At 65.8% G+C, this 725-nt stretch carries 1 pseudogene; it reads left to right on the forward strand.

The features are described 5' to 3' along the window. Positions 1 to 725, forward strand: a pseudogene (locus L2I46_RS29245) (sodium-extruding oxaloacetate decarboxylase subunit alpha); the annotation flags it as partial.

Raw genomic sequence — 725 nt, forward strand, 5'->3', positions numbered from 1 at the left:
GGCGTCGATACCGCCATCTCCTCGATGAGCGCCACCTACGGCCACCCGGCCACCGAAGCGCTGGTGGCCACCCTCGCCGGCACGAAATATGACACCGGGCTGGATATCCACAAGCTGGAGAGCATCGCGGCGTACTTCCGCGAGGTGCGTAAGAAGTACCACGCCTTCGAGGGCCAGCTGAAAGGCACCGACAGCCGTATCCTCGTCGCCCAGGTGCCGGGCGGGATGCTCACCAACCTCGAAAGCCAGCTGAAGCAGCAGAACGCCGCGGACAAACTCGACCAGGTACTGGCGGAAATCCCCCGCGTGCGCGAGGACCTCGGCTTCATCCCGCTGGTCACCCCGACCTCGCAGATTGTCGGCACCCAGGCGGTGCTCAACGTCCTGACCGGCGAGCGCTACAAAACCATCGCGAAGGAGACCGCCGGGATTCTGAAAGGTGAATACGGCCACACGCCGGCGCCGGTGAACGCCGCCCTGCAGGCCCGCGTACTGGACGGCGCTGAAGCCATCACCTGCCGCCCGGCGGACCTGCTGAAGCCGGAGCTGGCGCAGCTGGAAGCCGATGTGAAGCGCCAGGCGCAGGAGAAGAATATTCAGCTGGCGGAGAACGCCATCGACGACGTGCTCACCGTGGCCCTGTTCCCGCAGCCCGGCCTGAAGTTCCTCGAAAACCGCCATAACCCGGCAGCCTTTGAACCGGTGCCGCAGGTGGAAGCCGCGCA

The sequence above is a fragment of the Klebsiella sp. 2019SCSN059 genome (assembly GCF_021739525.1).
GTDB lineage: Bacteria > Pseudomonadota > Gammaproteobacteria > Enterobacterales > Enterobacteriaceae > Klebsiella > Klebsiella quasipneumoniae.